30 protein-coding genes are annotated in these 26039 nt (G+C 39.1%); 7 read left to right on the top strand and 23 right to left on the bottom strand.

Translation table 11 applies throughout. The features are described from left to right. The first annotated feature begins 76 nt into the window (after window positions 1–76). Complete coding sequence (locus OK414_RS05095; protein ID WP_263045661.1) at window positions 77–262, top strand: hypothetical protein; 186 nt, start codon at window positions 77–79, stop codon at window positions 260–262. 24 nt (window positions 263–286) lie between these two features. On the opposite strand, the gene OK414_RS05090 is transcribed toward OK414_RS05095, so the two are convergent. Both OK414_RS05090 and OK414_RS05085 read right to left on the bottom strand, forming a co-directional pair. Beyond that, window positions 287–640: a DUF4181 domain-containing protein gene (locus OK414_RS05090; RefSeq protein ID WP_016763290.1), complete on the bottom strand. Its 354-nt coding sequence runs from the start codon at window positions 638–640 to the stop codon at window positions 287–289. A 32-nt stretch (window positions 641–672) separates the two neighbouring features. Continuing rightward, complete coding sequence (locus tag OK414_RS05085) at window positions 673–1542, bottom strand: LysR family transcriptional regulator (RefSeq protein WP_034653940.1); 870 nt, start codon at window positions 1540–1542, stop codon at window positions 673–675. Between the two features lie 131 nt (window positions 1543–1673). Between OK414_RS05085 and OK414_RS05080 the strand changes: the two genes are divergently transcribed. After that, window positions 1674–2348 (top strand): class I SAM-dependent methyltransferase, encoded by a 675-nt coding sequence (locus OK414_RS05080; protein ID WP_205662371.1) that lies wholly within the window; start codon window positions 1674–1676, stop codon window positions 2346–2348. A 565-nt stretch (window positions 2349–2913) separates the two neighbouring features. After that, window positions 2914–3972 (top strand): L,D-transpeptidase family protein, encoded by a 1059-nt coding sequence (locus tag OK414_RS05075; RefSeq protein ID WP_047931784.1) that lies wholly within the window; start codon window positions 2914–2916, stop codon window positions 3970–3972. A gap of 67 nt (window positions 3973–4039) precedes the next feature. Here OK414_RS05075 and OK414_RS05065 read toward each other — a convergent pair whose 3' ends face one another. Next, window positions 4040–5971: a hypothetical protein gene (locus OK414_RS05065; RefSeq protein WP_047931785.1), complete on the bottom strand. Its 1932-nt coding sequence runs from the start codon at window positions 5969–5971 to the stop codon at window positions 4040–4042. Between the two features lie 136 nt (window positions 5972–6107). Here OK414_RS05065 and OK414_RS05060 point away from each other — a divergent pair, with 136 nt between their 5' ends. Next, on the top strand, window positions 6108–6701 hold the full coding sequence (locus tag OK414_RS05060) for a YdbC family protein (RefSeq protein ID WP_013055735.1): 594 nt from the start codon (window positions 6108–6110) through the stop codon (window positions 6699–6701). Between the two features lie 32 nt (window positions 6702–6733). On the opposite strand, the gene rpiA is transcribed toward OK414_RS05060, so the two are convergent. The 16 genes from rpiA to OK414_RS04980 form a co-directional block, all read right to left on the bottom strand. Next, window positions 6734–7402 carry a ribose-5-phosphate isomerase RpiA gene (rpiA, locus tag OK414_RS05055; protein WP_034653951.1) on the bottom strand — a complete coding sequence of 223 codons (669 nt, stop codon included), beginning with the start codon at window positions 7400–7402 and terminating at the stop codon, window positions 6734–6736. An 82-nt stretch (window positions 7403–7484) separates the two neighbouring features. Continuing rightward, window positions 7485–8075: a hypothetical protein gene (locus OK414_RS05050; RefSeq protein WP_028407704.1), complete on the bottom strand. Its 591-nt coding sequence runs from the start codon at window positions 8073–8075 to the stop codon at window positions 7485–7487. A 132-nt stretch (window positions 8076–8207) separates the two neighbouring features. Continuing rightward, the gene (locus OK414_RS05045; protein ID WP_047931786.1) at window positions 8208–8966 is read right to left on the bottom strand and encodes a carbon-nitrogen hydrolase family protein; all 759 of its coding nucleotides are present in this window, start codon (window positions 8964–8966) and stop codon (window positions 8208–8210) included. Between the two features lie 67 nt (window positions 8967–9033). Beyond that, window positions 9034–10296, bottom strand: coding sequence for a PTS ascorbate transporter subunit IIC (locus OK414_RS05040; RefSeq protein WP_034653955.1), 1263 nt, complete (start codon window positions 10294–10296; stop codon window positions 9034–9036). Window positions 10297–10299: 3 nt separating this feature from the next. Beyond that, the gene (locus tag OK414_RS05035; RefSeq protein ID WP_034653957.1) at window positions 10300–10575 is read right to left on the bottom strand and encodes a PTS sugar transporter subunit IIB; all 276 of its coding nucleotides are present in this window, start codon (window positions 10573–10575) and stop codon (window positions 10300–10302) included. A 15-nt stretch (window positions 10576–10590) separates the two neighbouring features. Continuing rightward, on the bottom strand, window positions 10591–12618 hold the full coding sequence (locus OK414_RS05030; RefSeq protein WP_264363524.1) for a BglG family transcription antiterminator: 2028 nt from the start codon (window positions 12616–12618) through the stop codon (window positions 10591–10593). Between the two features lie 159 nt (window positions 12619–12777). Then, window positions 12778–13692, bottom strand: coding sequence for an N-acetylmuramic acid 6-phosphate etherase (murQ, locus tag OK414_RS05025; protein ID WP_047931788.1), 915 nt, complete (start codon window positions 13690–13692; stop codon window positions 12778–12780). Between the two features lie 35 nt (window positions 13693–13727). Continuing rightward, window positions 13728–14621 carry a BadF/BadG/BcrA/BcrD ATPase family protein gene (locus OK414_RS05020; protein ID WP_264363523.1) on the bottom strand — a complete coding sequence of 298 codons (894 nt, stop codon included), beginning with the start codon at window positions 14619–14621 and terminating at the stop codon, window positions 13728–13730. Between the two features lie 4 nt (window positions 14622–14625). After that, a complete protein-coding gene (locus OK414_RS05015) occupies window positions 14626–15714 on the bottom strand; it encodes a DUF871 domain-containing protein (protein WP_034653965.1) in 1089 nt (362 codons plus the stop codon). Continuing rightward, entirely contained in the window at window positions 15711–16046 is a 336-nt protein-coding gene (locus tag OK414_RS05010) for a PTS lactose/cellobiose transporter subunit IIA (RefSeq protein ID WP_034653967.1), read from the bottom strand. Before OK414_RS05010 ends, OK414_RS05015 begins: the two co-directional genes overlap by 4 nt. Window positions 16047–16063: 17 nt before the next feature. Continuing rightward, a complete protein-coding gene (gene anmK, locus OK414_RS05005) occupies window positions 16064–17209 on the bottom strand; it encodes an anhydro-N-acetylmuramic acid kinase AnmK (RefSeq protein ID WP_016763276.1) in 1146 nt (381 codons plus the stop codon). A gap of 1 nt (window position 17210) precedes the next feature. Next, window positions 17211–18527 carry a 6-phospho-beta-glucosidase gene (locus OK414_RS05000; RefSeq protein ID WP_263045664.1) on the bottom strand — a complete coding sequence of 439 codons (1317 nt, stop codon included), beginning with the start codon at window positions 18525–18527 and terminating at the stop codon, window positions 17211–17213. A gap of 16 nt (window positions 18528–18543) precedes the next feature. Beyond that, window positions 18544–18810: a hypothetical protein gene (locus OK414_RS04995; RefSeq protein ID WP_263045665.1), complete on the bottom strand. Its 267-nt coding sequence runs from the start codon at window positions 18808–18810 to the stop codon at window positions 18544–18546. A 55-nt stretch (window positions 18811–18865) separates the two neighbouring features. After that, window positions 18866–20167: a PTS sugar transporter subunit IIC gene (locus tag OK414_RS04990; protein ID WP_013082024.1), complete on the bottom strand. Its 1302-nt coding sequence runs from the start codon at window positions 20165–20167 to the stop codon at window positions 18866–18868. A gap of 80 nt (window positions 20168–20247) precedes the next feature. Further along, entirely contained in the window at window positions 20248–20553 is a 306-nt protein-coding gene (locus tag OK414_RS04985; RefSeq protein ID WP_013082023.1) for a PTS sugar transporter subunit IIB, read from the bottom strand. A 14-nt stretch (window positions 20554–20567) separates the two neighbouring features. Next, window positions 20568–21422, bottom strand: a complete 855-nt coding sequence (locus OK414_RS04980) for a MurR/RpiR family transcriptional regulator (protein WP_016763271.1) — start codon at window positions 21420–21422, stop codon at window positions 20568–20570. A gap of 215 nt (window positions 21423–21637) precedes the next feature. Between OK414_RS04980 and OK414_RS04975 the strand changes: the two genes are divergently transcribed. The 3 genes from OK414_RS04975 (at window position 21638) to OK414_RS04965 (ending at window position 24099) form a co-directional block, all read left to right on the top strand. After that, window positions 21638–23188: a glycoside hydrolase family 10 protein gene (locus OK414_RS04975; protein WP_095380044.1), complete on the top strand. Its 1551-nt coding sequence runs from the start codon at window positions 21638–21640 to the stop codon at window positions 23186–23188. Between the two features lie 90 nt (window positions 23189–23278). Further along, window positions 23279–23773: an NUDIX hydrolase gene (locus tag OK414_RS04970; protein ID WP_034655291.1), complete on the top strand. Its 495-nt coding sequence runs from the start codon at window positions 23279–23281 to the stop codon at window positions 23771–23773. Between the two features lie 143 nt (window positions 23774–23916). After that, entirely contained in the window at window positions 23917–24099 is a 183-nt protein-coding gene (locus OK414_RS04965; protein ID WP_013082019.1) for a CsbD family protein, read from the top strand. 30 nt (window positions 24100–24129) lie between these two features. Here OK414_RS04965 and OK414_RS04960 read toward each other — a convergent pair whose 3' ends face one another. The 4 genes from OK414_RS04960 to OK414_RS04945 form a co-directional block, all read right to left on the bottom strand. Beyond that, entirely contained in the window at window positions 24130–24789 is a 660-nt protein-coding gene (locus OK414_RS04960; RefSeq protein ID WP_013082018.1) for a haloacid dehalogenase type II, read from the bottom strand. Window positions 24790–24918: 129 nt separating this feature from the next. Beyond that, entirely contained in the window at window positions 24919–25392 is a 474-nt protein-coding gene (locus OK414_RS04955) for a hypothetical protein (RefSeq protein WP_013082017.1), read from the bottom strand. Window positions 25393–25569: 177 nt separating this feature from the next. After that, window positions 25570–25704: a hypothetical protein gene (locus OK414_RS04950; RefSeq protein ID WP_256656503.1), complete on the bottom strand. Its 135-nt coding sequence runs from the start codon at window positions 25702–25704 to the stop codon at window positions 25570–25572. Window positions 25705–25822: 118 nt separating this feature from the next. Then, window positions 25823–25990 carry a hypothetical protein gene (locus tag OK414_RS04945; RefSeq protein ID WP_013055713.1) on the bottom strand — a complete coding sequence of 56 codons (168 nt, stop codon included), beginning with the start codon at window positions 25988–25990 and terminating at the stop codon, window positions 25823–25825. Window positions 25991–26039 lie beyond the last annotated feature (49 nt).

Genomic DNA, 26039 nt, shown 5'->3' with positions numbered 1-26039 from the left:
ATCGAAACGATTGATTGTTCGGTTTTTTTATTATTATGGTGAACGTAGGTTTCATACGTTTAGCTGCTTCTAGCTGTTGATTGGAGGGCAAGACGAAGACTCCTGCGGGAAAAGCGGAAGGAGTGAGACCCCACAGGAGCGTCAGCGACAAGGAGGCTCACCAGCCGCCCGAGGAAAGCGAAGTCTTGCACGGAAATCAACAGCGGTGTCACAAGCGTTTCAGCTTCATATATCCAATTTGTTCGTTTTCAGATTGGATTAATGTAGTTATGTCTCACCTCTTTTTCTATATCCTTCCGCTGGCTAATAGAACAAAAGCCGTAAAGAAGAATCCCATCTGTACAAAGCTTGTTACGTATTCTTTTGTTTCTTGTTTATATTTCCATTCATCTATACTTTTCAGCAAAATATTCACGACTAAGAATAGGAAAGATACGATATAAGTCTCTACAACCATAAAAATCATATCCAATATCAGAGAAAGAACAAAAGCTACCATTACATATTTGTCCCAACGTTCTAAAGCTAGACTTTCATACTCATATTTGCCCCAAAATTTGCTGCGAGGTATATCAAGCACTTTTCTTAAAATAAAATCTACTACGACTGCTGCTGCAACTAGCATGATTAATATATACATCGTCATCTCTCCTTCCTTTTTATGGTATCATTTCAGCTCGTTTCTGTTAAGGTCTCAGCTACAAAGTGCTTAAACTGCTTTATTTCTTCTGTTTCGCCTTTTGTTACGATATACGTGTGTGAAGAAGGCCGAATAATTTTTTGCTGTGAAATTATGCTTAACGTTTGATTTTCAACTTCCTTTTTCACCATAGAAAATGGCAAATAAGATACGCCTAAACCTTCTTCAATAAAGCGCTTTGTAATTTCTACTTGCGTCACAGGAAGCAGCTGAATGTGAGGATAACAAGCCTTGAGTTGAAGGAGTAAATCTTCCCAATAAACAGGATGATTATTCGTAAGCAGCCGGTAGGAAGATAACAGCTCCTGTTCCGTACGTGCTCCTACAGAAAACGGGGCGACTAAGACTGCTTTTTCTTTATGAATTAACTCATAAAAAACGTCTGCCTGACCCGGAAGCATCCTTGTTAATCCAACATCTGATTTTCTGTCGCTGATGTCTTTTCCCACCTGAAACGAATTTGTGATATTAACCGTGACTTCAATATGGGGATATCTCTCTACAAATTGTTTGATTAGACTCGGCAAAATCGATGCTGCTATTTGAGGAGCAGCGGATATAGTCAATTTTCGGTTATATCCTTGCTTCCATAACTTAAAATCCCCTACTCCTTCCTCATATGCTCCCACCATTTTTTGAGCATGAGGCAAAAAAAAGCGTCCTGCCTCAGTCAGCGCGATATATTTACCTTTTTTTTCAAAAAGCTCATCCCCTAATTCTTGCTGCAGTCGCTGAATATGCTTTGATACAGCAGGCTGCGTTAAAAATAAATCTTCAGACGCTTGTCTGAAATTTTCATAAGAAGCCGCTATGATGAATGTTTTTAGCCATTTGATCTCCATTTTCTTCTCTCCATCTCTTTCTATTCATAACAAACTGGAATCAATACTGCTTATTTTTGTTTATTTTCTTTTCTATCAAACTTCTATACGATATATGTATCTCCATATTACCAAATAAAGGAGCTGTAAAAATGAAAAATAACGTTAAAGAAAAATTTAATGCTCATGCTTCTCAGTATGATGAGCAGCGCCGCAAACTCATTCCTTGCTTTTTTGATTTTTATTCTATTCCCGTTTCTCTTCTTCACTTTTCAAAAAAGCCTCTTCGCATACTTGATATTGGAGCAGGTACAGGCTTGTTTTCTTCTTTTATTAAAGAAAAGTACCCAGATGCGCATTTCACGTTGATTGACGTCTCAGATCAAATGCTTGAAAAAGCAAAGGAACGCTTTAAAAATGAACAGCATATAGAATTTATCGTATCAGATATAACAAACTACAAATTTGAGCACTCATTTGACATTGTGATTTCTTCACTTGCTATCCATCATTTAGAAGACAAACAAAAACACAAGCTGTATGAACAAATTTATGATTTGCTGCATACAGGAGGAATATTTATTAATGCTGATCAAGTATTAGGCCATTCTTCTATTATTGAAGAGTTATATAAAAAAGACTGGAGCGAACGAATTGCCGCAAGCGGGTTAACTCATGAGCAAATTGAGGCTGCTCATGAACGTACGAAGTTAGATAAAATGGCAACTCTACATGATCAGTTAAATTGGTTAACAGCAAGCGGGTTCAGCACAGTGGATTGCATTTATAAATTTTTTAATTTTGTTGTAATGTATGCTCAAAAATAACGATTTAAAAACTACTTGTCTCTTTGCAAGTAGTTTTTTTACTCTCTCCCTCCTTATATTCGAATAAGAATATTTATCTATTTCCACAAAACTACGCATACTTCTTTTCCAGTTTCGTATATCTAATAATAGCTTCGTTCTCCTTAACTTTTAATTTTTTTGTACATAAAACCCATATAAAGTATTTTTATACTATTTTATGTCTTTTTATGGTATAAAAAATACAACTATGTTACAATACGATTACAAAACAATCTGTATAACGCTTTCATTTCTTTACACGTAAATGAAGAACTGGAAAGGATGTGATGCTTATGTGAATATGAATCCCCTAGATTAGTAAACTTATATTCCTAAAGTTGTACAAAGCATCAAGAAAAACTTAGTTATTCTTATTATTATAAATTCCCGCTAGTAAAGTCTTTCTACTTAATGATTTCCTTATTAAGCGCATACATACAGGCATAGAAAATGCAGCTATTCGTCTTTTATTTTATTAGTGAAGAATTTATAGCACCGCCGCACCATACGTTTTTCATTAATGCAGCCTAAGGAGGCGCACCACATGGCAAATAGAATATCAAGAACAACAATCGTACTCATAGCGGCTATTTTAGCTCTAGCCTGCTTATTTGTAGGAGTCCCAAAAACGGAAGCTGCTTCAACACCATCTCATTTAATTATCATTAACAAAGCGACGAATAAACTCGCTTATTACCAAAATGGTTCACTTGTCCGAACGTTTTCGGTAGCAACAGGACGCACGCAGTCTCTTACACCAGAAGGCCATTTCAAAGTGGTGAATAAAATTGTCAATCGCCCTTATTACAAAGGGAACATTCCTGGTGGAGATCCTAGAAATCCCCTTGGCAATCGCTGGCTAGGCCTAAATGCGAGAGGTACATACGGCACGACGTATGCTATTCACGGAAATAATAATCCTGCTTCCATTGGCAAATATGTAAGCAGCGGATGCGTTCGTATGTACGATGAAGAAGTAGAATGGTTATTTAGTAAAGTGACCGTCGGTACACCAGTGGTGATTACAACTTCTTCTAAATCATTTAACGACATTGCAGCAGCAAACGGGTACAACGTTTCTGGAAACTCAGGTTCTGCTCCAGCTCCTTCTACAGGAACTGTTTTAAAGAAAGGAAGCAAAGGAAATGCAGTTAAAGAACTTCAGCAGAAACTAACTTCACTTGGCTATAATACAAAAGGTACGGATGGTGTGTTCGGTGCCAATACAGATTCAGCTGTTCGTAAGTTCCAAAAAGACCACGGCTTAACGGCTGACGGCATTGTTGGCCCATCAACATATAAAGCTTTAGGAAGTTCAGGAACGAACCCGAACCCGACGACACCAACAAATCCAACAAAGCCAACAAATCCACCAGCAGATACAACAATTAACACAAAACAAACGCTTAAAAAAGGAAGCAAAGGCAGCAATGTTCAAGCCCTTCAAAAGAAATTAACGGCGCTTGGCTATGATACAAAAGGCACGGACGGTATTTTCGGTGCTAATACGGAATCAGCTGTACGTAATTTTCAAAAAGACAATAAGCTAGCAGCTGACGGCATTGCCGGACCTAATACTTTAACTGCTATTTCTAAACGCTAATAGAGCCTGAAATCAGGCTCTGTTTTTTTATTGATAAACCTTTTTTATATTGACCTCCCTTGACTCCTTAATGAACCAGTACGCCGTCTTTCTTTTCTACAACATATTTGATCAACTGATAGACCGTTCTCATAAGAATTTGCTGCTGATAGATATCATTTTTGGCAGGAATTACGTTTTCTATTAGTCTGCTATATTTGTAGGCTTGATCGTCTTCTTTTTGTTTATAAAGAGCGACCCAGTCATTACGGGAATTTTCAAGCAGCTGTTCGTTAAAATAGGAATAAATGACGGTTGCGAACTCACCTGCCAATTCTTGAATAACCTGCTGTCGGTCGGTGACCGAATGATAAGTACTTGACCACCCAGACGGCTGGCTTAGAAAATGCTCGTAGACAGATGAAATAAAAGCGGACGCAATGACTGGCACCGGCCCTTCATGCTCTCCTAAGGAAATGTTCAAACATGTTTCTCTATCCATATAAGGAATGTTCAGCGACTCCATCGCTTCATAAAAAGCCTGAGAGACAGTCAAATTTAAATAAATAGGATGCAGCTCTTGCTGCTTTTTTCTCGTTTCTGATACTAAAGCTGCCTTTAAGTCTTTATACAGAAGATGACTCTCTTTGGATTCCTCGTGTACACATTCTAAAATAGACGTATTCCCTACTGTTAAATAGTAGTGAAGCTGCTTTTTCATAAGAGGTGAAACGCTTTTAAGCGCATAATCTATCATTTTAGCCATGGCATGTTTTTTAGCATAATCCGTACGGCAGCTTGGAGAGGTAAGCAAATCTCCGTGTGTAACACAAACGTTTACCTTAGCACCGTGACCATGTACGATGAGCTGTTGAAGAAATTGAATATTTAATTGTTTAAGTCCATGATGTACGTATAAAATAGAAGCTGCTTGTTTAAAAGAATCGTGGATGGTGCTCGTATATTCAAAACAAGCATGCTCGCAAATCGCTACTCCTTTTTTAAAAGAAAAAGGGCCGCAAACTTCAATTCTACGAAACAATGGATAAATAAGACGTCCGTTATTTTCTTCTTCTTCATTTGTTAGCGGACCAAAGGAAGACAGCTCTTTTGCTGTGAGACGGCAGGATATTGGCCAGTCGTCTTCTCCTATTTCCCATGTTCCCTCCTTGTATTCTTTCAACCGGGATTCAATTGCCAGAAGCATTTGCTCGGTAATTTTCCTACATTCAAGCCTCTTGTGCCATCCTTCTGCAAAATCTTTTCCTTCGTGATCAACAGCGTCTTTTACTATTTCACTTTCTCGTTTAATTGCATCTACAAATTGTTTGAATGAACTATTTTCATCACTCATTCTTAAAGGAATATCATCATTAAAATAACGGGCTTTGTATGGGATATCTCCCAAAAGAGCGCGCAGATTAAAAGAGGAATCTCCGTGTAATAATTCAAAGACCAAGTCATAATCCGTGCCTCCTTCAGCATACACTTCAGCGCTTCTTAGTAGGATATTCTCCAATTTCCTTTGCACTTCACTTCGCGTAAAAAAAGAGACAGCAGCTTCATAGTGTTGGGAATCCTTCACCTTATACGTAGCAGAATAAGCGCCTTTACTGCCTATTCCTAGAAAGCCACATTCCTTTTTTATACCAAGAAGCTGGCGGATTAAGGCTGTTTTGCCGCTTCCTTGTTCTCCGATTACATGAATGTACTCATACTCGCTGTCAATTTGCTCGCTCGTTCTTTTTTCAATATCGTTATAAAAAGCATTCACTACTCGTTCATCATATCTTGCTTTTGCTCTTCCTTTTGCAGTACTTGTCCAAAAATCCTGCACTCTCAGCAGTTCATTCATCTCTTCAACGAGAATGTCAATTTCATCGTGTTGCTCTGTATACATAAACCGTTTAACAAACGGGTGCGATCTTCCTCTTTCATCTTTTTTAAACGGATGCTGAAACATAATTGACCAGCCTTTTCGCATAGGAGATTGACAGGCTTTTGCACGAAAAACTTTCATTCATTTCCCCTTCTTTCCCTAACATTGTCCTATTTGAAATGTATGGCTTTTAAAGGGGGGATATGTCTATGATTTTCCTCTTTTTAGAAGGATTTTTCCTTCATTTATCGAAGTAATTAATTGAGGTGATGGGAGAATGTTGACAAAAATTGTGAAATGCAGCATACCGACTGATAAAAAAGCATCTTTTTCATATACGCAACAGCATTGGGCTGCTCTTGCACACGTGAATGGTTTCATTGGCCAATTAGGGGGTTGGAACGTGGAAGATGAAACAGATGCTTGTATTCTAGCTCTGTGGGAAGATGGAACAACTTATCAAGAATTCATGAAGCATACTCATGATTCTATTTTTTATAAAAGCAAGCAGGATCAAACATATACGAATTTGGACGTTTCAACATCAGATCCGTCCTACTTCATAGGAGCACGCTACAATTATTATCGAAGCAGCGCCATTGAAAGCCGTTATTTAGTAAAGACGGAAATTGAAGTCGATTTTTACGACAAAGAAGATATCCATGAGATGGTAAAAAGCTTGATAAATCCTTCTTATCGCTGTTTATCTCACGTTGTATCACCAATCGAGCACAGCAAGCTTGTCATTTTTTCATTATACGGATCTGCTTGTCCGCAAAAAACAATTGATACCTTTGTTCATCCAAATGTACTGAACGCGTCTCAATACATATATCAATTAGAGAAAAATTGGAACGTTCTTTCCAATTAAAAAATAGAAGCCTAGGCCCGACGCCAAAGCTTCTATTTTTTTATGATATAAACATCTTGGTTTTGTACGGTAATAACTTCCTCCGTCATTCCTACAAACAAACCGCTTTCTACTACGCCTGGGATCCTTATCAGCTGCTTTTCCAACTCAGCAGGATTTTCAATTTCTGAAAAATGGCAGTCTAGAATGTAATTTCCGTTATCGGTGATAAACGGCGTATGATCATCTAAAAGCCTAAGCTGCGGTACACAACCTGCACTGCGAATGTGCTTCGCAGTCATTTCCCAGCCAAAACGTATAACTTCAACAGGAAGAGGAAAAGCTCCTAGCGTCTTCACTATTTTCTTAGAATCTGCAATCACGATAAACCGCTTCGCTGCGTACGCAATCATTTTTTCTCGAAGCAGCGCGCCTCCTCCTCCTTTAATTAAAGAAAGTTCGCTATCTACTTCATCTGCTCCGTCAATTGCTATATCAATATATTCAACATCTGCTAAGGTAACAATGGGAATACCTAGTTTCCTTGCCAGCTCTTCTGTTTTTTGAGAAGTAGGAACCGCTTTGATGTGTAATCCATTTTTTACTCGTTCACCTAGTTTTACAATTGTATAATAAGCTGTTGAACCTGTCCCTAGTCCTACAATCATTCCATCTTCAACAAATTGTGCTGCTTTTTCACCAACTGCTTGTTTTTCAATCATACAAAGGCCTCCTTACTCATATTGTACCCGTTTACATAAAAAAGGAAAAGCATTATGAACCCTTACGTAAAAACTCAGCTGACTATTCAGCTGAGTTTTTTTGAAACTGTGTATTTAGAAGAATTTTTTCTACCCAATACTGCTGTTTTGTACTGTTTGTCTGTTCGCTGCTTTTTAGTTCAAACGTATAGTAAATATACTTGTCTGAATAATCATCATTCACATAAGCATGATAAATGCTATGCTTTCCATCTCTTGTTTGTTTTTTCACATAAATCGTTGCATTTTTACCTTTTAACATGTAATCAGGCTGAAACGCATCCATTTTATTTTGGGCTGCTTTGCTTTTTTTCTTAGAAAATAAAGCCGTTATTTTCCCAGCATTGTATGAATCATTTTCCTTCGTTGATGCTGTCCATACTTCACTTTCATCTTCACTGCTTTTATAAGAAGATTTATGAATAACATACTGAAGCGGAAACCACATCCTATATTGATTGGTATCCGAAGTAAATAATTCAAATCCATTGTCTGTTTGTTCATGATCGACCAAAAATGTACTCGTAAACTTATCTGCCTGCGCTTCACTTTTAAACTTCCCGCTTTGAAATAGCCAAATTCCTACGGCAATAACCAATGCTCCAGCTACTGATGCGACTTTTTTTCGATCCATTGTTTCCACACACCTTTTAATATCCCTTTAACTTTTGATAATACCATATTGACGTTTATATCGTCATAAGGAGAAATAACCAAAGGGTTATAAGAGCGCACATGCTAATTTAACTAGAAAAAATAAACTTTTTTACAATAGTAAATTTGATAACAGACGCTGAGCTAACAGCCGGTTAGCCTCATCGGGCTCTATCGTATACGTTAGTAGTTCTTGCTTTTCAGCTTTCGCTTTTATCAAACATTCACCCTTTGGAGAAAGAAGAGAAGTGGTGCTTTTTTGGTTCTCTAAGGCATAATTCACGCTTGCAAAGTAAATACCATTCTCCGTACTTCTTGCAATCATTGCATAATCATAAAACTTCGGATCTGGTACTTCACCAGTAAACTGTGGATGAAACACAATGCTTGCTCCTCTTACAGCAGCCCATCGGACAGTTTCAGGATAGCGCCATCCCTCATGGCAAATAACAATACCGAATTTCACGCCGTTTATTTCAAACAACTGGCGGCTATTTCCAGGCTTATAACCAAATTGATCTTCTGCTGGATCAATTTGATTTTTAGTTTGATACCCTAATTCTTTTCCATTTTCATCAATTACAAAAGCAGTTAAATGCATACCAAGTTCGTCACGCCATTCCAGTGGTAAAATTACGTTGAGCTTTAACTGTTTGGCAAGCAACTTAACTTTATAAAGCGTATTTTGTTGAATTTCGTGATTGTAGGCCTCAACTTCAAAACCCACTCCTCTAAGTCCCGGCACAATTGATTCTGGAAAACATACAAGGTTACACCCTTCTTCTGCTGCTTGTTTCATACAATTTTCTACCGTTTCTACACCCTCTGCGGCTGACTTTGGAAATCTCACTTGCGCTAACCCAATTTTCATTCATTGCTCCTCCACTTCCAATATCATAAAAAACTCATGCTACTAGCGTAACATGAGTTTTTTATCTTTACGTAAATAATTTAATTAGCATACTAAGAAGAATACCTACCGCACTAAAGTCCGAATCTCCAAATGTTGTGCCTTTAAAACCTAACGACGCGAGAACAGGCAGTAAAATAGCCGGTAAAAAACTAATTAAGATTCCATTGGCAAATGACCCGACCACTGCTCCTCTTCTTCCCCCCGTCGCATTTCCAAATACTCCGGCAGCTGCTCCCGTAAAAAAGTGCGGAACGAGGCCCGGCACGATAATACTTAGACCAAATAGAGGCAAAAAGAACATTGAAATGAGACCAGCGATAAAGCTTGAAAAGAATCCAATGACCACTGCGTTAGGAGCAAACGGAAACACAGTTGGACAATCTAGAGCTGGAATGGCATTTGGTACCGCTTTGTCAGCAATTCCTTTAAATGCTGGTACAATTTCTGCTAAAAGCATACGAACACCCGCCAGCACGACATATACTCCTGCTGCAAAAGTGATTGCTTGAATTAGCGAGTACACAATAAAGTTTTGACCCCCGCTTAATTTTGTTTCGATAAATGCAGGGCCTGCAAAAAGTGCAACAATAATAAATAAAACGGTCATGGTCAGTGAGACAGAAACGGATGTATCCCGAAGAAATCCTAAGGATTGAGGAACTTTAATTTCTTCTGTTGTTTTTTCGCGATTTCCTACTCGCTTGCCGATAAACCCTGCTACTAAATAGCCTAAGGAACCAAAATGACCAACGGCAATATCGTTTGACCCTGTAATTTCACGCACATACGGCTGAAGCAGTGCAGGAAATAAAACCATTAAAATACCTAATAATAGTGCCCCGATCAAAACCAAAGGTGCTCCCGTTAACCCGCCGGTAGATAAAATTGCTGCAATCAAACAAGCCATAAACATGGTGTGATGCCCAGTTAAAAAGATATACTTAAATTTCGTGATGCGCGCGATAATGATATTTACAATCATACCTAAAAGCATAATCATCGCTGTTTCTGTACCAAACGTTTGTTGAGCTACAGCTACAATTGCTTCATTATTAGGAATGATGCCTTCAACGGAAAACGCTTTATTAAACATTTTTCCAAACGCTTCAAGTGAAGCAATTAATATATTAGCTCCCGCTCCTAATATAAGAAAACCCATAATTGTTTTTAAGGTGCCTGATACAATATCTGCACTTTTTTTCTTTTGAAGCAACAAACCGATTAGTGCAAACAACCCTACTAGAATAGCGGGTGTTCCTAATATATCTTTCATAATTAAATCAAACATGGCTTACGCCTCCACGAAGTATTTTTGCAGTGCTCCTTTAATTTCCGCTTGATTTAAAATGTTTTGCAGTGCCACGACCGTGCGATTGCCATCATCCAATTGATTTACAATATCTGCAGATCCTAAATAGATATCTGCCTGCTCCGTTTTACTAGTTGTTAAATCCGTATGAGATACCTGTGCTTCAACACCAAGCTCTACTAAAATTTTCTTTACATTCATTTCCACAATAAAACTGCTTCCTAAACCGTTTCCGCATACAACTAAAATCTTTTTCATTTTTTATCTCTCCTTTTAATTTGAGTAAGCTTCAATTAATGCAAGCATTTCTTGTTTTGTATTCATAGCAATAAGCTTGTCAATATTATCGTTTTCAGATAGCATCATTGAAAGCTGTGACAGTGCTTTTAAGTGGGTTTCATTATCAGTAGCAGCAAGTACGATAATAAGCTGCGCTCCGTGCTGTTTTTCAGTAGAAAAATAGACCGGCTCCTTTAAACGAAGCATGCTCATACCCACACGATTTACCCCGTGTTCCGGCCTTGCATGAGGGAGCGCCACTTTTGGCGCAATAACAATATAAGGGCCTAACTGTTCTACACTTTTGATCATTGCTTCTACATAAGAAGGTTCAATATATTCATAGTTCAACAAAGGCTTGGCAGCCAGCCTAACAGCTGATTTCCAATCATCTGCTGAATCTGTAAGCTGCAAGAATGGCTCTTGCAATACTTCATGCAACATTGGCTTTTTATCCTCTCTTACCATTTTTTTAGATTGCTGTATCACTAGTTTTAAATTAGCTAACAGAGCTGGTTCATCCTGAATATTTGCATGCTGCTTAATAATACCCATGATGGCTTGAGTGGTTAGCTGAGAAGAAGCTGGTTCAACTAAGTCGATTAACCGCTGCTTTTCATCATCCGTTAAAATAGGATTCACAAGCATCACATTCATTCGCTTTTTTAATGGCGTAGTTGTAATAACTAAATCATAGGTTTCTTTAAACTGCTCATAATCTCTTACCGTCATTGGCCCTATCAATTCAGCATCTGTTAACAGTTGTTCAAGCTGATACTGAAGCATACGGGACGTTCCAATTCCATTGGCACAAACAATAACAATACGCTTTTGTTTTTGCCTTCCCTCTTGTTTTTTCATCCATCCTCCGAAATGAAGAGCAAAATAAGAAATTTCGTCTTCATTAATACGTGTTTGAAGGCTGTTTTCCAAAGGAAGCAACGCTTTTTTTGTCAGTTCCACTATATCCTGATACTTTGTTTGAATAGCCGAAAGCATAGGGTTAGGGAGGTGAATATTATAGAGAAGCCTGTAATAAGCCGTCTTCAAATGAATATATAAATTTTGTTCAAGACGATTTCGATCTTCAAATACCACACAAGCATATGCTTGAAACCGTGATACCATTTCTTTTACAATGCTTCTCATCCAATCATCACTATCTGCTTGATTTACTACATTTACTTTTGCACTTAGTAAAACCGTGGCCAGATAATGTTTTTCGTGAGGTGGAAAATCAAATCCTAAAACGCTTTCAATTTCTTGGAGCGCTTTGTACTGCCTGGTTTTTTCTAATTCATCTTTTCTAGTAATCAAGGCGTCTACATAGCGCTTGCCTCCAATACGCTGAATACAGCACGTGAGCATATAGGCTAATTGCGTCAGCATCTTGTCTGTAAACGCCATTCCCAGTTTATATTCACACTCTACAAGCCAGTGATAAATCATTGAATATTCGTAATCTGCTTTCATGACCCTTTTCAACAACTCTTCTTGATGTTGACTTAATAATTCTGTGATGTGTATATAAAGCAAATTTCGAATGTCGCTTTCAGATCCTTTTACTTCGTACCCATCTTTATAGCTATATGTCAAAGATATGCCTTTCTTTACCCACTTGTTTTTTAAGTCTTTAATATCTTGTAAGACAGTATTGCGACTAACTTCTGTTTCATCCATGAGCTGCTGAGTTCCGATTTTCCCGCCTCGAAGTATACACATCAAAGCAACGTATATTTGCCGGTCCTCAACTGATAAGTAAGCAGATGGCATAACATGAGAAATTTGTTTAGCAACTTGGTCCTTTACTTGATCGTTTAGAAAAAAGCCTTTCCCATATGTGTACTGAACAAACTCTAATTCTTGCTGACACAGCCAATCGTTAATTTTCTCAATATCATAATAGATAGTACGCCTTGACACTTGAAACTGCTTCATTAACTCTTGTACTGATATAAATGTTGCGGCTTGAAGTAAAACTTGCAATACGGCCGTACTGCGTTTGTCTAACAAATGAATCACCTTCAGTCCAATTCGTGCACAAATTGAAATACTTACTATGCTTTATGCTTTTACTATACTACGGGTCTTACAAAATGATTAGACCGAATTCACCCACATACATTGTGCAAAAAATGTACTCAACAAAAAAAGAAGTGCCGTATGCACTTCTTTTAAGACTTAATCTTTAGTCGGCTGTTCCATTGCTTCTCCGATGGCTTTTTTTAAATGTCCGTCATGTTTATCAAGCAGCCGATGCACCTCATCACCTTCTGTAGAAGTAAGAAGCGCAAGAATGGCGGCTTTTGGCGTTTTGTATGTTTGTAAACTTTCCGCTGCCTCCTCTGGTGAGACGCCTGTTAGTTCCGCAATAATATTTTTAGCACGCTGTACAAGTTTATCATTAGTCGGCTGTACGTCTACCATTAGATTGCTGTAGACTTTACCAATTTGAATCATAGAAGCGGTCGTCAGCATATTAAGAACAAGCTTTTGAGCAGTTCCGGCTTTCATTCTTGTTGAACCTGTGACAACTTCCGGCCCTGATTCTGCTACTATTGCATATTTTGCTTCTTGTTCCATAGGTGATTGAGGAGAATTTACAACACAGCCCGTTACTGCCCCCAGGCTGTTTGCATACGCAAGCGCTGAGAGTGTATAAGGAGTTCTTCCGCTTGCAGCTATACCTACAAGAATATCTTTATTTGATAAATTAATCGCTTTCAAATCTTCTATCGCTTGTTTCTTATTATCTTCTGCTCCTTCTAACGCATGACGAAGCGCTTTGTCTCCCCCGGCTATGATCCCAATTACTTGTTCGGCAGGTGTACCGAATGTTGGTACACATTCAGATGCATCTAATACACCTAGCCGCCCGCTTGTACCTGCTCCGATATAAATAAGACGTCCGCCTTGTTTAAAAGCACTGACAATTTCATCTACTAACAGAGCAATAACAGGCAGCACTTTATTGATCGCCTGAGGCACTTGATGATCTTCTTCATTAATTTTTTTTACAATTTCCAGACTTGATAATTCATCAATGTTTAAGGTTTGCGGATTGCGTTTTTCTGTTAAGATATGATTTAAGTTCACTGTGATCCCCTGCCTTTTCCACCATCATTTTTTCTCTATTTATACTCGTTCATGAACAGCTGATAAGCTCCTTTAGCAGATGATACTCGCTGTGTTGCCCACTGGATATGCTTTATTTCTTTTTCACATGCTTTTTTATAAACATCAAACACTTCTGGAACTTCCGTTAAAATGCTGCCTTTGCATGACAGCAAGCAGCTCCCTTCAAACCGCTGTTTCTTATATAAATGAAGAGTCATGTTTGCAAGGTTCTTTCCAGCCTGTTGAAGAATGTCACTTGCTTCTTGTTTATGGTTTCTCGCTTGATTTACAACAAGCGGAGTGAGTGAAGCAACTTCTGATTTAGGAGATGAATAGACAAACTTTTTTATATCGTGTATGGTATCTGCTTTTACATGTTGCAAGATTGTCTGACTAAGGCTGCTGTAAGGACGGCTTTGATCATGCTCTTTCGTCAGCAATATCAGTGCTTGAAGACCAATCCAATATCCGCTTCCTTCATCTCCAAGAAGGTGTCCCCACCCTCCTCCGTATTCGTACACTCCGTCTTTTTTCCCAATGCTGACGGCTCCAGTACCTGCGATAGTTAAAATCCCGTCTTTTCCATGCAGTAGTGCTTCATGTGCAATCATGGCGTCATCATATAAACCTACTTCTACCTGATAACGATCATAAAAATATCTTTTTATTTCTTCTTTAGATAATGCTTTACTTCCAGCAAGCCCCAGTGAAATGCCTTTACATGTATGATCAGCAAGCGCAGCTTTGCACGCCGTAATACATTCATCAATATGAGTAATAGCCGTATTGTAATTAATGAGCAAATTGCCATAGCCGCTTTTTGAAGCAGCGAGCTCTTGACCATTTAAGCTGTAAGCAACGGCTTCTGTTTTTGTTCCCCCGCCGTCGATACCAATAATATAGTCCATTTTATCACCGCTCACAAAAAGCAAATTTGTCCCATGGCTGCAGTTCATTTAGTAAAAAAATTTCCTCTTCTGCAATGCGTCCTACTACGTTTGTTTTACCTGAGTTCTCCATGTCTAACAGCGCAATTTGCAGCTCTCCTTTGTATTGTCCATAGAGTTCATTTTCTATTAAAATATCGCCTCTTCGAATGGAAGGAGTATGCGTAGGCTTGAATTCTTCTTTTTTATATTTTACTCGGCTTTGCGTAGAGCGAATTAAATAATCAGATACGTCTCCGCGGTAAAAATGAAACTCTTCCAGCACAATTTTTTTCTCAAGCTCGGTAATCGTATCATACAGGGTCACGTTAAAAGTAAAGCGCTCTTGCTGAACAACATCACGCAGCGCCTTCATCTCTTCTTCTGATGCATACGCATTCGCAATGATTGCACAATCAATTAATCCCGTTTTAAAAAGATGCTTAGCCTGCACGTCGATCGGAAGCGTGCGATGCATTTCAAGCGTACAAAGCCCTTCAGTAACAGGCCACGGTCCAAAAGTAGCGCTTGGTGAATTAATGAAGGCTGCTGTTTCAAGGTTATGTTCTTTAAACAATGCTGAACACTTCAAAAAGTGATCATACGACAATCCCGCATATCGATGAGGATAGAAGTTGTGCGACCCGAGCAGCTGCTTTCGATTCGGTCTGTAACTTAAAATATTATCCACATACTTCGTCGCATTACTCATGTTAATTTCAATTTTTAAGCCGTATGGATTAAAGGTCATAATGGACTCTTCATTTCCCGTATACCCTAGATCAAGACGAATAGCATAAGCCCCTAATTCGTAAAAAAAAGATAAGTCATCATAAGAAATGCCAAGCGCTCCAAATACGCGAGGAGCGATGTCCACTACTACTTCCATCTCTAGCTCATTGGCAAACTCAATGATTTCTTTAAAATTTGCCATTACTTTTTTCTGATCGCCTTCAACAGAAAGCAAGCACGTAAAAATGCGGGTAAATCCGTATTGATGCGCAAGTGCTATATACGCTTTATCTTTTTCGACAGTCGAATGTTCCGGGTAAATCGCAATACCTAGCTTTTTCATTGATTTTCGCCTTCTTTTTTAAATTTTTTAATAAGCTTAATCATATGTTCAATTAATTTTTGCTCTGAAATAGCCGTCATTAAATGATCTTGTGCGTGAATTAAAAGCAGCGACTTTTCAATTGTTTTTCCGTTCAATTCACGTTGAATAAGCGCAGTTTGCGTTTTATGAGCATGACTGAGCTCTTCTTGAGACTGCTTTAAAAGTTCGTCAGCTCTATTAAAGTCATAATCTTCAGCTGCTTCTAACGCTTCATATGCAAGTGACCTGGCATTTCCTCCGTATGCAATAAGTTCAAAAATTTCATTTTCTATATTTGCTGCTTCTGTCATTTCTTCCATCCCCTTTTTTATAGTGGTACAGGCGTAATGTTTCCTAATATTACAGGAGACAAGGCGCCGGTTGCGCTTGGTACATTGCTTGGATAACCTGAAAGTGTTTCATTTGCGAGCACCGCAAAAGCTACGGCTTCTTTTGCTTCTGAAGACATTCCTATTTCTTCTTGTGTATACACGCTGCAGCGTTTCCCGATCTGCGCTTTAATCATATTCATCAGCGTATTATTATAACTTCCGCCTCCTCCAATAATCACTTCGTCAATAGAATAGGCAGGAAAAATAAATGTTTCATAGTGATGTACAATGGATGATGCCGTGAACATAGTAATCGTAGCTAGCAGATCTTCCTTTTTATGTTTACTATAATTCTCTAGCAGTCTCTTTGTGTACTGTGTACCGAACAGTTCTCTTCCCGTCGATTTGGGAGGAGAAAGCTTCATGTAATCATGATTCATACAGTCTCCTAAAAGCTCTGAAATAATCTTTCCTTCAGCTGCTAAACGCCCATTTTCATCAAATGAAACATTAAAAAGCTGCTGACACGCTTCGTCTATCATCATATTTCCCGGCCCTGTATCAAAAGCTACTACGGGTATAGGAGATTTTTTTGGCGGAATCAACGTTACATTTCCAATACCTCCAACGTTTTGAAGCAGCCTTGTACGCTCATCGTGGCTGTACAAAATCCGTTCCGTGTGAGGAACTAACGGAGCACCTTGCCCCCCTGCTGCCATGTCCATCACCCTGAAGTTTGCTACTACCTTCGTTTTGGTTTCATAGGCAATAACAGCCGGCTCTCCAATTTGGAGTGTAGACATCACTGTACTTCCCGAAGCATATGGCTGATGGTAAATGGTTTGACCATGCGATCCAATAACATCTATTTGTTCAAGAGAAAAGCGGGCTTCTTGGCACACTTTTTTCACTGCATCCGCAAATGCATAGCCAAGTTTAAAATTTAAGCTGCAGATCAGCTGTACATTTGAATGTTCAAAAGAAAGCGCCTGCTCAATTTCCTTTTTTAACTGAGGTGAAAACGGCACGGTAATAAAATGAAGAAGCTTAACTTTACTTTCATAGCCGCTTCCTTCAATTTGAACAAGAGCTGCATCAATTCCGTCGAGTGACGTTCCTGACATAAGTCCAACAGCATACATACTACGCGTTCACTTCCTTAAAAAAAGCAGGTAAATACTTGCGATGAGCTTGAAGCAGTTCATCTAAGACCGACTTAGCCAGCTCGTCACTTGGAACAAGCGGATTAATGCTGAGCGCAACCAGTGCTTTTTCATAAGATCCTGTAACCGCAGCTTCTGCTCCTATTCGTTCAAACGATTTAATTTGCTGCACAAGTCCATTAACTTCTACCGGAAGTTCACCGAAAGCGAGCGGTACTGGCCCTTGCTTTGTTACTACACAGTTTACTTCAACCGCAGATTCGTTTGGGAGCGAGGAAATAGCTCCATTGTTTTTTACATTTAATGTTTGAATATCGCCTTTATCGTTATAAATGGATGAAATTAAATTACATGCGGCATCGCTGTAATAAGCGCCCCCTCGTTTTTCCAGCTGCGGAGGCTTCATTTCTAGATTTGGATTTTTATAGAGTTCAAAAAGCTCGGCTTCTAATGCTTTTACCACTTCAGCGCGTGTTGTACCTGACTGAAAAGCCAGAAGCTCTTCTGCTAATATTTCTTTTGTTTTGTAGTAGTAGCGGTGATACGGACATAAAATCACGCCAAGAGCTTCCAAAAAGTCCGGTTGCCATGGAATAGGAGCTATGTTTCTCATTGTTACTTGAGAGTTTGGATCACTTAATCGCCGAATGACTTCTTGCGTTACTTCCTTTCCTTTTGCATACACATGCAGTCCATATACCAAGTGGTTTAACCCTGCAAATTCAATGTGAACATCTTCTTTTTCTACTTGAAGCAAGCCCGCGATGGAGGTTGTCATATGTACAGGCAGGTTACAAACTCCTACTATTTTAGAATGCTCTCCGTAGCGAAGCAGCGCCTCCGTTACCATACCTGCAGGATTTGTAAAATTAATAAGCCAGGCGTTTGGACAAACTTCGTGTATTTCCTCGGCAATTTTCAACAAAACCGGTATCGTTCGTAAGCCCTTAAATAATCCTCCCGCCCCGTTTGTCTCTTGACCAATCATTCCGTACTTAAGAGGGATGCGTTCATCTTGAATACGCGCATCAAGCTGACCTACTCTAAGCTGTGTCGTTACAAAATCAGCATTTATCAACGCCTTTTGTCGATCAAGCGTTAAATGAATTTTCATATCAACACCTGCTTTTTTGACCATTCTTTTCGCAAGTGCTCCTACAATTTCAAGTTTCTCTTTTCCTTCTTCAACATCTACAAGCCATAGCTCTCGAATTGGAAGCTCATCATATCGTTTAATAAACCCTTCGACCAATTCCGGTGTGTAGCTTGATCCTCCCCCAATTGTCACTACTTTCATTTTTTGCCCCTCCTTGTTAAAAAACGGCTAAATATGTAACGGCTGTGCACCCTATTCCAAGCAAAACAAAGCGTATACAAACGGCGGTTTTAGATAAAGCTGCGTTTGAAAGCCGAATGGAAATAAATGTTGTAAGCAGTGCTGCTGATAGGCTTGTAATGGCAAATAAACTATGCTGCGCTGGTAAACCAGCATACTGCAGCAGAGGTGTAAAAATAACGTTGCAAAGAACCATGGTTAGCAGAAATAAAAACACAGTTTTATATCGAAACCGCACAAACATTGACCCTCAACTCCTACTAAAGAGATAGAAGCCAAACAAGTTGGCTTCTCTTTCTTTACATTTGAACTGAACTATCAGATGGTGCAACCGTTGCTTCATCGCTTTTTTCCATTTCGACCATCTTTCGGTCGTACATTTTAAAGAACGGAAGATAAATGACAACAGAAATAGCAATATTGATAACGACTAGCACAACCGCCCGCCAGTCTCCTCCGGTCGATAGATAAGCTCCGATCGGCGCCGGGAGCGTCCAAGGAACCATTACGTAGGTTGGCGTAATAAGACCTGTCGCCGTTGCTGCGTATGAAATGATCGTTGTAATAATCGGGATAATGATAAATGGGATAATTAAAATAGGATTTAAGACAATTGGCAAACCGAAAATAATTGGTTCGTTAATATTAAAAACCGCCGGAATAAAAGATGTCCTAGAAAGCGCTTTCGAATATTTGGATTTTGAGAAAAACAGCATTGCTAAAGCAAGGCCCAGCGTCGCTCCAGATCCTCCGATCCAAACAAACCACTGAAAGAACGTTTCAGGTGCAATATACGGAAGTGTGGAAGCTCCGTCTGCTACCGCTTCAGCATTTTTGGCTAAATACACTTCCCATACAGGCCGTGCCACTGTCCCAACAACAGAGACGCCGTGAATACCAAATGACCAGAAAAACGTAATTAAGAAAACCGGTATTAATACTCCTGCTAAACTATCTCCAGCTTCCACAAGCGGAGCAACTAGTTTATCAACTAAATGGTGAAGATCGATACCTAAAACAATGGTAATAATCGTCATAAGTACAACAACAATCGCAACCGGAATTAGTGCTTCAAAAGACCTCGATACCGAAGGCGGCACTTGTTCCGGCATTTTTATGGTGACATTTTTTGCTTTACAAAACCTGAGAATTTCGACCGATAAAATCGATACAATCATCGTTACAAACAAACCGTGACCTCCAAGGTTTGTCATTGGAAGCATAAATCCTTCTTCTTCAATCAGCTTTGGAGTCACCGTAAGAAGTAGTGCAGCTACTGCAATTTGCGCTCCTGACAGCGGATCGAGATTATAGCTTTTGGACAAGTTATACCCTATCCCAAAGGCTATATATAAAGACATAATAAACATCGTTACGCGATACGGTATTAAAATATTGGCGCTGTTATCAGCTGCCCATTTTGCAATTGTGCTATCTTGCGGCACAGGCGGAAATGCTAAAATTAAGAAAAAACTTCCGATGATAATGAACGGCAAAGCGGAAATAACACCATCGCGAATGGCTTGAAGATGCCGCTGTTCCGATAACCTGGCCATAGGTCCTGATAAATTGTTCTCTAAAAACGACACAAATTTGCTCATATACCCTTTCCCCCTCTATATTCTCCCCTTGTGTAATAAACCCCTTATTTATTTAAAAAGCAGGAATACACCTGCTTTCCTCAGCTAACGAGCTGTTGAACCGTTTTATAAAGCGTCGGACCTCCAAGCGGCGTATAAGCCTGCGGCGGAATCGGCCCGCACGGAACAGAAGCTTTATCCGCTTCCGCTTTCACAGCGTTAAACCGGTGGCGAATCTGCGGTGCAACCATTACAACATCCCAGCCTTTTTGAATTTCCTCTGCCACTTCATTTGTCCCAATTGCCAGCACTTCCATATCCGTTCCGTGCTTTTGTGCTTCCGTTTTTAATGCTTTTACCACAATCGAACTTGACATTCCTCCAGAACATACAAACAATACCTTCATTTTCTCGTTTCCCCCTACCTCTTTATTTTTTGAATTACATTATGTGTATCGATTATGCGTTCAAACACTTGATTGCCTTTTTGAATACATAACCGTATAAACATCGCATCTACAACGGCTAACTGAGCAATACGAGCGCTCATCGTTCCAATTCGAATATGCTGTTCTTCTACTGAAATAGTCAGCAGAATATCAGCTAATCTAGAAGCTGGCGATGAGCCGTGCTGCGTTAGCAAAATAACCGCTGCTCCTTTATCTTTGGCTATTTGCATCAGTTCCACCACTTCTTTTGTTTGACCAGAAGTCGATACTACAAACAGCACATCATCTTTTGTCATGTTCGTAGCCATCACCATTTGAACATGACTGTCTAATGAAAACAGCGCTGAAATATCAATTCGAAGCAGTTTATACTGAGCATCTAGCGCAACTACAGATGATCCCCCTGCTCCGTATAAAAACACTCGCTTCGCTCCATGAATAGCTTCCGCGGCTGCATCAATTGCAGAAGAGCTCACTAAACGACTTGTGTTCATAAGTGCGCTCATACTTTTACTCATGACTTTTTCAAGCACGGCTTCGGTCTCGTCTTCAAAATTAACCGGAAGATTCGGCAGTTGCTCGTTATTCACCTTATGGGCATCTTTTGCTAATTCAATCTTTAATTCTTTAAAACTATTGATTCCTACACGCTGACAAAAACGAATAATCGTAGCTTCGCTGCACTGACACTGCTTAGCTAGCTGTTTGGTCGTTAAGTTCAACGTGGTCGTAGGATTTTCTAACACGTAATCAGCTACTCTTCCCTCAGCAGGACTGTAATGATTCATTTGTGCATCGATTAAAGTAAGTACGGAAAATTGGCGCATGAATTCCTCCATCGTTAAGTAACGTATTTCTAAAATATTCTTTAAATTACCATTATTATATTTTTTATGAAGTTTAATTTCAATATTTTTCTGATATTTTTAAAACTTTATTTTATTTTTCAGAATATTTTATTAAAATCTATTGTGAATATAACGACCACATGCTATATTATGAAAGAAATTTTATCTCAACCAAAAAAGAAGGAGGAACGAACATGGATATTAAAAAATGTATAGGAAGCATCTTGTTTTTACTGTTGTTTTGTTCGAGCGCGTTACCTGCTAAAGCAGATGTACCTACCACGTATCAAAAACGGGAGCTTCGAGCCGCTTGGATTGCAAGCGTATACAATATTGACTGGCCTTCTCAGCCTGGTCTTCCGGTTGAGCAGCAGAAAAAAGAGTTTACTTATTTGCTAGATGAAGTAAAAAAGATGGGGATGAATGCTGTGGTGGTTCAAATTAAACCTACCGCTGATTCCTTTTATCCGTCGAAATATGGCCCGTGGTCAGAATATTTAACGGGTACACAAGGAAAAGATCCCGGCTACGATCCTCTAGCTTTTATGGTGGAGGAAGCACACAAGCGCAACTTAGAATTCCACGCATGGTTTAACCCTTATCGCATTACCATGAATCATACTGATTTAAACAAACTTGCCGATAATCATCCTGCCAAACAACATCCTGATTGGGTCGTCTCCTACGGAAAACAACTCTACTATAACCCAGGTATTCCAGAAGTAAAAAACTTTATTATTGAAGAAGTGCTCGAAGTCGTAAGAAACTATGATATTGATGCTGTTCATATGGACGACTACTTTTACCCTTACAAAATTGCAGGGCAAACGTTCCCAGATCAAAAAACATATGAAACCTACGGTGCTCAAACGTTTTCCAACATTGAAGACTGGCGACGAGACAATGTTAATCAGCTTGTTCGAGATTTAAATACGTCTATTAAAAAAACAAAATCATACGTGAAGTTTGGTATCAGTCCGTTCGGCGTGTGGAGAAACATCGCTAATGATCCAACTGGCTCTGAGACTACTGCTGGACAAACAAACTACGATGATTTGTATGCCGATACGCGTACGTGGATTCAAAATGGATACGTTGATTACATCACTCCGCAAATTTATTGGAATATCGGATTTGAACCCGCTGCTTACGATACGCTGCTCAACTGGTGGAGAGATGAAGTTCGTGGAAAGCCAGTTCACCTTTATATTGGACAAGCTGCTTACAAAATTAATAACAACGCGGTGGAAGCATGGTCTGATCCCGATGAGTATTCAAGACAAATTGCTCTGAATCACCAATTTCCAGAAGTACACGGGAGCATGCATTTTAGCCTGAAAGATTTGAACCGAAACCCACTAGGAATAAAAGACAAGCTGCAAAACGATATTTATAAACATCCTGCTCTTATTCCGTCAATGCCTTGGCTTGATGATACGGCCCCAAAAGCACCAAAATTAAAAAGCGCGGGCCCTCATACAAAAGAAGCAGCGTTTGAAATTCGAGATCATCAGCAGAATGATTCCGCATATTATGCCATTTATCGCTTCCAAGGCAATATACGAGGCGACATTAATAACGCAGAAAACTTGCTGACAACCGTTCGGAAAACAGGAGAAACACAATTGTTTGTAGATCAAAGCGCACTCAAAAATCAAACGTACACATATGTTGTAACCTCTGTTGACCGTTTGCATAACGAAAGTGCTGTTTCCCGCACGCTTACTGTAAAAGCATCTCATTAAAAAAGGTTCTATAGCAAAATGTATGGTAGGATAAAGAAATCAAATGATGCTTTATCAAGCCATTCTGTTATAGAAAGTAGTGAAAAAAAGATGGAACCAAACTATGATCGCGCCTTTGGCGTATATGGAATTTGTATGCGAGATGACAAGCTGCTTGTTATAAGAAAAAATAGAGGGCCGTATATTCATCGCTTTGATTTGCCAGGCGGACAGCTAGAACACGGTGAAACATTAACAGATGCGATGAAAAGAGAATTTAGTGAAGAAACGGGCTTTGAAATTACTATTATTTCTCAAGCGGGTACAACGGATTTTCAGTATCCCTGTAAGTGGAAAGAATTTACCCACGTACATCACATTGCCGTTTTTTATCACGTAGACATTGCCAGCGGTGAGCTTCTTTCCAACCCGGTCCAGTTTGAAGGACAAGATTCTTTGGAAGCATTGTGGATCGCACCGCAGGATCTTAACATCGATAATGCTTCTCCTCTTGTTCTAAAAGCAGTGGAATCTTTAAGCTTATTGTCATGGCCTTATGAATCTCAGATTTATGATGAATGGGAACTTAAAACCTCCGAACGATAATGATGATAGTGCCTACACATTACTTTTTAATATCGCAGGCTTAGCTTCTGTTTAGGTCAAAATCAGAAAATATGTTTAATTTCTTTCTAACGGTGGAACAGACAAGTAACACTACTTAATCACTAATAGAAAGGAAGATTAAAATGAGTAAAGGTTTAGGAGATAAAGTTAAAGGAAATGTATCAAAAGCTAAAGGTGAAGTAAAAGATCAAGTCGGAAATGCAACGAATAACCGCGACCTTCAGCGTGAAGGAAAAGCTGAGAAAACAAAAGGAAATGCTCAAAAAGCAGTAGGCGAAACAAAAGATACATTTAGCAATAAATAAAAAAGAACGAGCTTAATGCTCGTTCTTTTTTTATTTAATAAGCTGATTTAAGCTTTTAATGATTACGTTTGGCTGCAATTCTTTATGTTCAGCTACATTTCCTTTTCGGTTGACCCAAGCCGTTGCGAACCCGTAGTTTTTAGCACCGGCAATATCCCATGTATTCGATGACAAAAATAATACTTCTTCTCTTTTTGCGTTCATTTTATTTTTTGCATAGTGATAGCTTGCCATCGTAGGCTTGTACTGTTTGATTTCGTCTACGGAAATAACGTCTTCAAATAAATGATTCATGTTGTGATAAGAAACAAGCGGATCAATCATGTGCTTAGGACCATTCGTAAAAATAGCCAGACGATATCCTTTTTCTTTTAAATAGGCGAGCACCTCTTTGACCTCATCGTAGACATTCAGCTTCATGTAAGCACTCATCAGCATTTTTTCTTCATGTTCCGTTAAATCAATATCATTTGCTTCTGCTGCATATTTTAGGGATTGATTTGTTAATGTATAAAAGTCAACGTATCGTCCCATCAGCTGATATTGCATTGCATATTCAATTTGCTTCAAACGCCATAAATGGCTAATACTTTCTCCCCGCTCCGGATACAGCTTATCACACGTTTCAATAACGGTATGTACATCAAACAGCGTTCCATATGCATCAAATAAAATCGTTTTAAATTTCATCTGTGTTCGCCTCCTTCTTTCATTTTACCCACTCGCAAAAAAACATAACGTTTTTTCTGTTAAAAAAGAGGCCTATTAACAGCTGAGGTATGCTCATTTCTTATGAAAATAAAAAAACAGCAGGCTCTCCTACTGTTTATAATCCCACACGACTTTCCATTCTCCTTTTTCACGAACAGCATACACTTTCTGCACCAAATCAAAGTTTCCATATTTCCCTTTATACGTTTGGATAACGGTCATTTCGTAAACAACAGGAAACGCTTTACGATCATTTTCCATCTTCCAGCTCTTTCTTTTTTCAACATCTTCAATGGAATACGTAAAGGTGTCTACCCCGAAATGATTGAGAAATACGTGTGCTCGATCTTGTATGTATGCACCTTTTGTCCATTTCTTTTTCATGGATGAATGAAAAAGGTCCCATGATTCCGAAAAGTTTCCTTCCTGTTCTAGCGTATAAAATTCTTTTACGGCAGATTTGGCTTGATGACTTGGAGAAAAGAATGTAAATTGAAACATCCAAACTCCCAGCGCAATAACAGAAAGAAACACAGCTACTCCTAAACTTCGCTTCAAAAGCAGTGTTTTTTTTCGATACAAGTAAAAAGCCCCTTTATCAAAAATGCAGTATACAACAGCTTATTCGATATCCAAGCTTTTTAGTATTGCCGGACTAAACTTATCCGGCATATCTTTAAAAAAGGGATTGAGACATATCTACATTAATTCAATCGAAAAACAAATAAATAGGATAAATGATCGAGTGTAGATCGCTTGTTACAACGCTGTTGATTTCCGTACAAGACTTCGCTTTCCGCGGACGGCCGGTGAGCCTCCTCGCCGCTGACGCTCCTGCGAGGTCTCACCTATTCCGCTTTTCCCGCAGGAGTCTTCGCCTTGCCCTCCAATCAACAGCTAAAAGCCACTACATAGATGAAATCTCCGTTCATCCTAACCAAAAAAGATCCGAACGATTCATCGTTCGGATCTTCCTTCAACTAAAATACGTTTGTCCCAGCTTCTTTCGTCGCTATACAATGTGAAAAGCCATTTGCATGGCTGCTAAAAAGCCCACGAACACAAGGCCCGTCACGAGACCCTCTTTCCAATCTGGCCGGTCCCCTCGAACAAATTTAGCAATATCATACGATAGCATCGCTGCTAAAAAAATTGATAAGACAATATACAGCGGCTCCATCTTTTATCACCCACTATTTCTTTTCTTCAGTGTAACAACTTTTTCATAA

Origin of the sequence: Priestia sp. JV24 (genome assembly GCF_025910025.1) — a bacterium.
Taxonomy (GTDB): domain Bacteria; phylum Bacillota; class Bacilli; order Bacillales; family Bacillaceae_H; genus Priestia; species Priestia megaterium.
Note: the sequence above shows the minus strand (reverse complement) of the source record. Positions and strands in the feature narration are given on the sequence as shown.

Coding starts and splice junctions, on each gene's coding strand:
- OK414_RS05065 (WP_047931785.1), bottom strand. CDS start 5,971: ATGAAAGTTTTTCGTGCAAAAGCCTGTCAATCTCCTATGCGAAAAGGC.
- OK414_RS05080 (WP_205662371.1), top strand. CDS start 1,674: ATGAAAAATAACGTTAAAGAAAAATTTAATGCTCATGCTTCTCAGTAT.
- OK414_RS05035 (WP_034653957.1), bottom strand. CDS start 10,575: ATGAAAAAGATTTTAGTTGTATGCGGAAACGGTTTAGGAAGCAGTTTT.
- OK414_RS04990 (WP_013082024.1), bottom strand. CDS start 20,167: ATGAGCAAATTTGTGTCGTTTTTAGAGAACAATTTATCAGGACCTATG.
- OK414_RS04995 (WP_263045665.1), bottom strand. CDS start 18,810: ATGTTTGTGCGGTTTCGATATAAAACTGTGTTTTTATTTCTGCTAACC.
- OK414_RS05085 (WP_034653940.1), bottom strand. CDS start 1,542: ATGGAGATCAAATGGCTAAAAACATTCATCATAGCGGCTTCTTATGAA.
- rpiA (WP_034653951.1), bottom strand. CDS start 7,402: ATGATTGAAAAACAAGCAGTTGGTGAAAAAGCAGCACAATTTGTTGAA.
- OK414_RS05075 (WP_047931784.1), top strand. CDS start 2,914: ATGGCAAATAGAATATCAAGAACAACAATCGTACTCATAGCGGCTATT.
- OK414_RS05015 (WP_034653965.1), bottom strand. CDS start 15,714: ATGAAAAAGCTAGGTATTGCGATTTACCCGGAACATTCGACTGTCGAA.
- OK414_RS05040 (WP_034653955.1), bottom strand. CDS start 10,296: ATGTTTGATTTAATTATGAAAGATATATTAGGAACACCCGCTATTCTA.
- OK414_RS05050 (WP_028407704.1), bottom strand. CDS start 8,075: ATGGATCGAAAAAAAGTCGCATCAGTAGCTGGAGCATTGGTTATTGCC.
- OK414_RS05020 (WP_264363523.1), bottom strand. CDS start 14,621: ATGGACTATATTATTGGTATCGACGGCGGGGGAACAAAAACAGAAGCC.
- OK414_RS04970 (WP_034655291.1), top strand. CDS start 23,279: ATGGAACCAAACTATGATCGCGCCTTTGGCGTATATGGAATTTGTATG.
- OK414_RS04965 (WP_013082019.1), top strand. CDS start 23,917: ATGAGTAAAGGTTTAGGAGATAAAGTTAAAGGAAATGTATCAAAAGCT.
- anmK (WP_016763276.1), bottom strand. CDS start 17,209: ATGTATGCTGTTGGACTTATGTCAGGAACGTCACTCGACGGAATTGAT.
- OK414_RS04945 (WP_013055713.1), bottom strand. CDS start 25,990: ATGGAGCCGCTGTATATTGTCTTATCAATTTTTTTAGCAGCGATGCTA.
- OK414_RS05010 (WP_034653967.1), bottom strand. CDS start 16,046: ATGACAGAAGCAGCAAATATAGAAAATGAAATTTTTGAACTTATTGCA.
- OK414_RS04975 (WP_095380044.1), top strand. CDS start 21,638: ATGGATATTAAAAAATGTATAGGAAGCATCTTGTTTTTACTGTTGTTT.
- OK414_RS05090 (WP_016763290.1), bottom strand. CDS start 640: ATGTATATATTAATCATGCTAGTTGCAGCAGCAGTCGTAGTAGATTTT.
- OK414_RS04980 (WP_016763271.1), bottom strand. CDS start 21,422: ATGCGCCAATTTTCCGTACTTACTTTAATCGATGCACAAATGAATCAT.
- OK414_RS05000 (WP_263045664.1), bottom strand. CDS start 18,527: ATGAAAGTAGTGACAATTGGGGGAGGATCAAGCTACACACCGGAATTG.
- OK414_RS05045 (WP_047931786.1), bottom strand. CDS start 8,966: ATGAAAATTGGGTTAGCGCAAGTGAGATTTCCAAAGTCAGCCGCAGAG.
- OK414_RS04960 (WP_013082018.1), bottom strand. CDS start 24,789: ATGAAATTTAAAACGATTTTATTTGATGCATATGGAACGCTGTTTGAT.
- OK414_RS05060 (WP_013055735.1), top strand. CDS start 6,108: ATGTTGACAAAAATTGTGAAATGCAGCATACCGACTGATAAAAAAGCA.
- OK414_RS04985 (WP_013082023.1), bottom strand. CDS start 20,553: ATGAAGGTATTGTTTGTATGTTCTGGAGGAATGTCAAGTTCGATTGTG.